Source organism: Pseudanabaena sp. CCNP1317 (genome assembly GCF_034931345.1).
In the GTDB taxonomy this organism is placed as follows: domain Bacteria; phylum Cyanobacteriota; class Cyanobacteriia; order Pseudanabaenales; family Pseudanabaenaceae; genus Pseudanabaena; species Pseudanabaena galeata.
In genome coordinates, this window is record NZ_JAYGIF010000150.1 from 61,728 (window position 1) to 68,166 (window position 6,439).

General features: G+C 38.1%; 9 protein-coding genes and 2 pseudogenes. 6 read left to right on the forward strand and 5 right to left on the reverse strand.

Translation table 11 applies throughout. From position 1 onward, the window contains the following. Window positions 1-10: 10 nt before the first annotated feature. The 3 genes and pseudogenes from VB775_RS23180 (at window position 11) to VB775_RS23185 (ending at window position 899) form a co-directional block, all read left to right on the forward strand. Window positions 11-238: an addiction module protein gene (locus VB775_RS23180; protein ID WP_281008711.1), complete on the forward strand. Its 228-nt coding sequence runs from the start codon at window positions 11-13 to the stop codon at window positions 236-238. After that, window positions 238-528, forward strand: a pseudogene (locus VB775_RS26625) (type II toxin-antitoxin system RelE/ParE family toxin). The gene VB775_RS23180 and the pseudogene VB775_RS26625 overlap by 1 nt, the downstream one beginning before the upstream one ends. A 149-nt stretch (window positions 529-677) precedes the next feature. Next, window positions 678-899: a hypothetical protein gene (locus tag VB775_RS23185; RefSeq protein WP_281008712.1), complete on the forward strand. Its 222-nt coding sequence runs from the start codon at window positions 678-680 to the stop codon at window positions 897-899. 101 nt (window positions 900-1,000) lie between these two features. Here VB775_RS23185 and VB775_RS23190 read toward each other — a convergent pair whose 3' ends face one another. From VB775_RS23190 to VB775_RS23210, 5 genes and pseudogenes are all read right to left on the reverse strand, one after another. Further along, window positions 1,001-1,621, reverse strand: a complete 621-nt coding sequence (locus tag VB775_RS23190; RefSeq protein WP_281008713.1) for a metal-independent carbonic anhydrase — start codon at window positions 1,619-1,621, stop codon at window positions 1,001-1,003. A gap of 345 nt (window positions 1,622-1,966) precedes the next feature. Then, window positions 1,967-2,557 (reverse strand): cytochrome b, encoded by a 591-nt coding sequence (locus VB775_RS23195; protein ID WP_281008714.1) that lies wholly within the window; start codon window positions 2,555-2,557, stop codon window positions 1,967-1,969. Window positions 2,558-2,785: 228 nt separating this feature from the next. Then, complete coding sequence (locus VB775_RS23200) at window positions 2,786-3,130, reverse strand: XisI protein (protein ID WP_281008715.1); 345 nt, start codon at window positions 3,128-3,130, stop codon at window positions 2,786-2,788. A 194-nt stretch (window positions 3,131-3,324) separates the two neighbouring features. Continuing rightward, window positions 3,325-3,679 (reverse strand): annotated as a pseudogene (locus tag VB775_RS23205) (DUF5615 family PIN-like protein). 1 nt (window position 3,680) lies between these two features. Then, window positions 3,681-4,034 carry a DUF433 domain-containing protein gene (locus VB775_RS23210; protein ID WP_281008717.1) on the reverse strand — a complete coding sequence of 118 codons (354 nt, stop codon included), beginning with the start codon at window positions 4,032-4,034 and terminating at the stop codon, window positions 3,681-3,683. 412 nt (window positions 4,035-4,446) lie between these two features. Here VB775_RS23210 and VB775_RS23215 point away from each other — a divergent pair, with 412 nt between their 5' ends. The 3 genes from VB775_RS23215 to VB775_RS23225 all read left to right on the forward strand — a co-directional run bounded on the left by VB775_RS23215 (window position 4,447) and on the right by VB775_RS23225 (window position 6,329). Further along, the gene (locus VB775_RS23215; protein ID WP_281008718.1) at window positions 4,447-4,668 is read left to right on the forward strand and encodes a hypothetical protein; all 222 of its coding nucleotides are present in this window, start codon (window positions 4,447-4,449) and stop codon (window positions 4,666-4,668) included. Beyond that, the gene (locus VB775_RS23220; RefSeq protein WP_281008719.1) at window positions 4,661-5,083 is read left to right on the forward strand and encodes a hypothetical protein; all 423 of its coding nucleotides are present in this window, start codon (window positions 4,661-4,663) and stop codon (window positions 5,081-5,083) included. The genes VB775_RS23215 and VB775_RS23220 overlap by 8 nt, the downstream gene beginning before the upstream one ends. Window positions 5,084-5,168: 85 nt before the next feature. Continuing rightward, window positions 5,169-6,329, forward strand: a complete 1,161-nt coding sequence (locus VB775_RS23225) for a hypothetical protein (RefSeq protein WP_281008720.1) — start codon at window positions 5,169-5,171, stop codon at window positions 6,327-6,329. Window positions 6,330-6,439: the final 110 nt, after the last annotated feature.

Sequence of the window (6,439 nt, forward strand, 5' to 3'; positions counted from 1 at the left end):
GAGGTTATTTATGAGATCAATAGAGCTACTTACGAAAGAATTATTATCTCTCCCTAGCATTTCTAGAGCGTTATTAGCAGAGAAACTAGTCGAAAGCTTAGAATTTGACACCGATCCAACTATCCAAGCAACATGGATAGCCGAAGCAAAAAAAAGACGTGATACAGTCCGTGATGGTTCTGTTCAAACAATCGAAGGAGAAGATGCTCTAGCTCAGGTAAGGCGGTTACTTGCGTAATGAAGTATGTATTTCATCCCGAAGCGTTAGAAGAATATTCTGATGCAGTTCAGTATTATGCTGAATAGAGAACGGAAATCGCACAAGCATTTATCAATGCAATTGAAGATGCAATTTTTCGGATTAAAGAATCTCCTAATCGTTACGCCGCAATTGATGAAGATATTCGACGATGCATGACAAGGAAATTTCCCTACGGAATTCTTTACACGATTGAACAAGACTACATTCTCATTTTAGCCGTGATGCATTGCAGCCGAGAAGTTGGATATTGGAAAAATCGGAAGTAATGCGATCGCTGTTTGAATTTTGAAGAGGCGATCGTGATTTTGTTTGTTGAGAGGAGCGATCGCTGTTTAATTTTTTGAAGAGGCGATCTTTTACCTCATGTTAAAATTTAACAAAGTAAACATACTTTTACTCACAAATTAGTTCTCCTATGAATACCCTAGTAGAGATTAAAACAGCGATCGCTAGATTGTCTGATGACGAAACATCAGCATTACTATCGTGGCTACAAGAACGCTCAGAAGATGACTGGGACAAGCAAATAAAGAAAGACTCAGAGCAAGGTAAATTAAACAAAGTCATTCAACGAGCCAAAGCCCATATCGCCGACAATCGCGTAAAGAAACTGGATGAAGTCATTAACAACTCCTGATTTTTGGGAAGCATACATAGATAACCTATGCAAACCAACCAACTTAAGATGTTCTGATCCAGCGACTTGTTGGGATGCTTTCTCAAGCAGCATAATCTAACTTATTTTCCTGTATAAGGCAGTGAGGAGTGGTGCAGAATGATGCGTAGCATACCGCTATCATCCTTAAGGAACTTCCAAGTCTTATCCACTGTAGTGATCTTGCCGTCTTTATTGGTGATCATCACATTGCCCATCGTAGTCGCTGTATTACCAGAAATGAAGACCGATGCATTCTTGATTTCTACTTTTTGCCAGCCCTTTAACGCAAAACCCTTATCCTCTGGGAATTTAGGATCGCCTCCCACAAAGTAAGCCAAAGCTCCTGCACGGGTGGTTCGGAACGTCTGTGGAGCCACTGTGAGTGTTGGCTTGAAAAGAACAGTGCCAAATTGGTAGCCATAGGCTTCGTCAATTACTTTTTCAGCTAATGCTTTGGCAGCTTCTATGCCCTTAGTTTCATTTGTTGTGGAAATAGCTACTAATGCTTCTCCCCAAGCCTTTTGAGCAGCCAAGACCTCACTCTCAGTGATCGCTCTGTTAACAACTGATGTCTCCAGACTTGAAGGAGCTACCAATGAGCCACTAGAGTCGGCAATGGATGGCTGGGCAACAACTAGAGAGCCAGAGATAATTGTAGCTGTAGCAAAGAAGGCTGAAATGCTAACTTTTAAGGGCTTCATATGTAGATGTCCAAATTTTCATCTTTTATCTTTTCACAAATTCTGGATTCAAATAGCACCAATCGGATGAATTATCACATTAAAGCTGTGTTCCTCCGCAGTACTCCTTGACTTCATTTGCAGCATAGTGACCTTTACCCCACACGTTTTCAGTCCGCCCAACGGTCTAGTTGAGCGGCAGAAGGATTCTTTCGCTTATCACTAAAATATCGTAATCCAGTCCACTCCCATGATTTGTTGTCTCTCTTAGTGGTGCGATCGCGAATCGGTGGTGGCTAACATAATATATTCACTGGGTAGAGAATTATTTAGAATAATTGGCTAAAAGTTTATGTTCTTGCTTAATTATTCCTTAATAAATTTTACTTGCACAAACCCTACAAACCTTCGCCAGTTGGCTTTAGCTACTTTCCATTGACTAATCAGATGTAGTGCAATAAATGTCAAAAAAGTGTATGCCAGCCAGAAATGTAGTGATCGCCCTATCTGAACTAGATTTTTATTTTCAGGAAAAATATCTGGTAAAACTAAGCCAAACAAGCTGACATTATTGGCGCGAAAAGAATTAGAAAAGAAAAAGCCAGTGATTGGTACTCCTACCATAAAACCATAGATGAAAGTATGCAGCACAAAGTTCTTAATCCATTGATTTGATAGCTTTGGTAACCGACTTCTATATTTTTTTAATAGCACTTGGATCAAAGTAGCAATCCGCCATACCAAAAGAATGATTGTTAATACAGCGATCGACTTGTGAAAATCATACAGCGCTCCTCGAAACTCACTTCTCGGCAGTCGAGCCATGAAAGTGCCACCCATGAATAGAATTAAATAGAGTCCTGCCATCCACCAATGTACCGACATTAAACGTTGAAAGGCTGAATTGAATCTGGGCTTTTTAGTTTGAGATTGCTCTACTGATTTAACTTCTTTCATCTGATCCTCCTAAATATCAGTTAGTGATTCCATCGTTGACAGGCTTGGACAATTGATCCTCCTAAATATCAGTTAGTGATTCCATCGTTGACAGGCTTGGACAATACGTTGACCATAGAGTTCACATAATAACGGTCTAGTTGATCCGCCATAGTCAAACTTTTGCTTTTAAAGATCGCTATCGCTTTTGAGAGGTCGTCTCCAACGCAGTGTTAGACGGCAATACTGCTACGAAGCTACTGCAAAGTCTGTATAATGACGCATTTTAGGTTCATGAAATGCCAATACGATATCTTCTTTTGCGACACCTGCACGAACTAAATCAGTTGCGAGACCTTCTTCAGTCCAATCCTCTTCAATCCAGAATTTATTATCTCGGATACGAACATAAACAGTCATACCCGTGAAACGTTCGCCGTTTTGCCAACCAAGATTCATCCAAATATAGTGTCCCTTTGCCTCATCCACGATCATAAATGTTTCAATGTCTGGGTGATTGCGGCGATTACACACCTCTATATATTCCGCCAAGATACGCTTAATTAATCTAGGGTACTCAGTTAGTTTATCCACTGTCTAATTTCCTCCATTTCTGTATCTACGACAATGAGTGGAAAAGGAATCGCCAATAATCTCTCGGAACTCATCAACGAAGAAAAACATTTTCGCTTGCCTAATCTTGGCTGAAATTAGACAATCTCAACGGGCTTTTCGGTTTGGCATAACGGTCTAGTTGAGCCGCCGCAGTGTTAGGCTTTGTCTGGGCTTTAGGAAAAAGGTATAAAAAGGACTTGACCTTCATATTCTTCAGGTTCGCTACAACAGATAAATAATTCTAAGTCATCAATGATCTTTCTTACCTATGGCGGCTGTCGCAAGCACTTCCACAACTCCAGTCATGGGTAATCCTTGATTGACTCGCTCATATGCATACATCGTAATGGTGGCTACATCATGGGTAAGCAAGATACGTCCCTCATTCGCCGCCCATTCCAAAATAATTGGATCATCAGTATTCCTCAACCCTACATCTTGAACACGAATTACATCCAATGTAGGCAAACGTCTCATTAGACCACGCAATATAGCCCCGTTAAAATTTTCGTCAGTTAGAAAGCGCATTTTATCTCGATTCTTGTTGTGACTGACGAGCAAGCAAGCGCTGCCTTAGATTGGCGAGGTCGTGCTTTTGAGTAAGTTGTTGCCTGAGTTTTTGAGCTTGTTGATTGCGTTGCTCCAGATAGTTGTCAATTTCCTCGCGATGGTTTAGATAATAAGCGATCGCACTGTATATGTCTTCTAAGTGAAGAACTGAATACTGAATAGCAATTTCTTCAGGAGTGGAGCCATTGTGATATGAAGCAAGTAGACTATCCAGTGTTACTCGACTTGAACCGATACGAACACCTCCTGCCTCATCCCAACGAAAAGGAGGAGATATTACTTGAAACTTATCTGGGGCGCTCATTAGGGACATATTGCACCTGAATTGAACTGTACTAATACATTGTAGTAAATGTAGATTGTTTTAGAGTCAGCGTAATGCACGAATTTTGAACATTGGATAAGGTGCGTTACATTTCATTGACGAACCCTACAAGATCGTCGATCGCTTCTAGCAGTTTCTTATCAGCAAGCCCTGAAACAGGCTTAGATTGGGTATGGAGAGGATATTTCATGACAGGGGACTAATCTCTACATATTCATCATAGCAACGAGAAAGACTAGATCGGTGCTTAATTTCGGCGAGAAATAGATAACTTTAACGGGCGTATCGGTTCGGTATAAAGCTCTAGTTAGAGTGCTTTCGGGGATGATGGTTAGCGCGAAGGTGATGTTATAATGAGATTGAGTGCAAGAAATCAAGATCTATAGCTTTCTTAAAATCTATGCTGACAACTACTCAATTTGTCCCCATGCTTAGGCAATTGTCTTCCTCCGATAAGCTTTTATTACTTAACTTTCTTGTAGCCGAGTTGCTCAGAGAGTCTGGTATTGTACCGCTATCTATTCAAGACGATCTGCCTAGACAAGGTTTACATGACTCTTTTGAGGCTGCCGCCATTCTTGCTCAAGCGTTAAAAGAGAAACAAGAATTGACTCATGGCTAATAAAGTAAGATTTGCTTTCACTGAAGTAGATCCTAGTCTTGGGGCATTAAGTACGCTTCCTTATTTACCATTGACGTTAACTTATCAAAGTCAATCCTTAAATGTTTCGGGTCTCTTGGATACTGGCTCTAGTGTTAATGTCTTACCTTATGAAATGGGACTAGCATTAGGTGCGGTTTGGGAAAATCAAAGGCTATCTTTACCATTAGGAGGTAATTTAGCTAGATTTGAAGCTCGTGCATTGGTTGTCAATGCTTCTGTTGAAGAGTTCCCTGCTGTAGATTTGGCTTTTGCTTGGACTCAAGATAAATATGCACCGCTAATACTAGGACATATGAATTTCTTTCTTGCATTCGATGTGTGTTTTTACAGATCCGAATCAGCATTTGAGATTAGCCAAAAATATTTTGACTAAAAAAAAGAGGTGCGTCAATGAAATGTAACACCCCCTACTGGACTAATATTTTACAGCCTGTTGAGGCTTTAATAGGGGCAAAAAAGTGAGTGTACCTGTATTTGATTCCTATGTGATTTATCTTGCATTTCCTCAAGAGGCTGTATCACCATTAATAGAAGTTCTTCCAGCTATCATAAGTTATTTTTTGTTAGGCATTATTCTCTTGTATTATGTGGGTGGCAAAAAATACTATTTGATTGTATTTAAAAAATTTACGCCTATTGTCGTATGTAGTTTTTTGTTTATAGGTTCAGGCTTTTTTATCCAAAGTTTTTACCATCAAATTATTGAGTTTTTTACTTCGTCTGAAAACAAAATTGTAGCTACAATTGTAGGTGGGTTTATAGTTAATTTTCTGTTTAGATATTTATCTAATCAAAAAGAAAAAAAGGAGACATCAGTTCTACTTTCTAAAAATATTGATTCTCAGATTACTTCTCTTGGTTATATCAATATTTGGATGATTTCAAGTTATTTTGATCAGGTCATAGGATATATTGAAATATATAAAAGAATATTAGTTAACAATCAATATCATAAAGATAGCTTCAATAAAATCGGAATATTTAGTAATGAAGAAATTGAAATAATATCAAAGTATTCTTTTTGCTTAGACAGATTTTTAGCAAGCATTGAGAAATTATTATTTGATTTTGACAAGGAAAATAAAGTAGATAAAAAACCTAGTTTCTTGTTCGTTATAACAAAAATATATCTAATCACCTCCATATTGATAGGCTGTATTTTAGTATATGCATTGGAATTAAAATACAAGAATCCAGATCAGGTTTTAGATAAATTTTCGAGGGATTACAAAGTAGTCACACAAGAATCGATGAGACCATTTTTTGGTTTCACTTATTTCTATAAGCTCGACAAAACTATTGCCAATGAATTTGTAGAGATATTAAAATATATAAGACTACAATATAAGCTAACGAATCCAAAGGTAGTTAATGAATTGCCAATACATATCTGTCAATTACTGATTGAAGAATCTATTTTTAACGATAAAACTAACTGTTTAATTTTCAATGTAAAAGAGACAATTATTTCTTTTGGAGACTCAGAAAAAGAAGCGATCAGCAATTCGGAAAACAAACTAAGAAATCTTATTCTTGAAGGTGGTATTGATGATAATCAAGTTGAGGATTTTATCTGTAAATGTCATAAAAAAGTTGACATCACGCCAATTCAAGGATGAAATGCAACACCTAGAGATCTTTGCGTAAAGGGACTCATAAGGATATTCTGATATTAATCACAATAATTAGGATACCCTCATGAGCTTTGTCCATCTTACCACCACAGAAA

What these genes read in the sequence shown, in the direction of transcription:
- VB775_RS23185 (WP_281008712.1), top strand. Translation starts at nt 678, where the DNA reads ATGAATACCCTAGTAGAGATTAAAACAGCGATCGCTAGATTGTCTGAT.
- VB775_RS23215 (WP_281008718.1), top strand. Translation starts at nt 4,447, where the DNA reads ATGCTGACAACTACTCAATTTGTCCCCATGCTTAGGCAATTGTCTTCC.
- VB775_RS23210 (WP_281008717.1), bottom strand. Translation starts at nt 4,034, where the DNA reads ATGTCCCTAATGAGCGCCCCAGATAAGTTTCAAGTAATATCTCCTCCT.
- VB775_RS23190 (WP_281008713.1), bottom strand. Translation starts at nt 1,621, where the DNA reads ATGAAGCCCTTAAAAGTTAGCATTTCAGCCTTCTTTGCTACAGCTACA.
- VB775_RS23180 (WP_281008711.1), top strand. Translation starts at nt 11, where the DNA reads ATGAGATCAATAGAGCTACTTACGAAAGAATTATTATCTCTCCCTAGC.
- VB775_RS23195 (WP_281008714.1), bottom strand. Translation starts at nt 2,557, where the DNA reads ATGAAAGAAGTTAAATCAGTAGAGCAATCTCAAACTAAAAAGCCCAGA.
- VB775_RS23220 (WP_281008719.1), top strand. Translation starts at nt 4,661, where the DNA reads ATGGCTAATAAAGTAAGATTTGCTTTCACTGAAGTAGATCCTAGTCTT.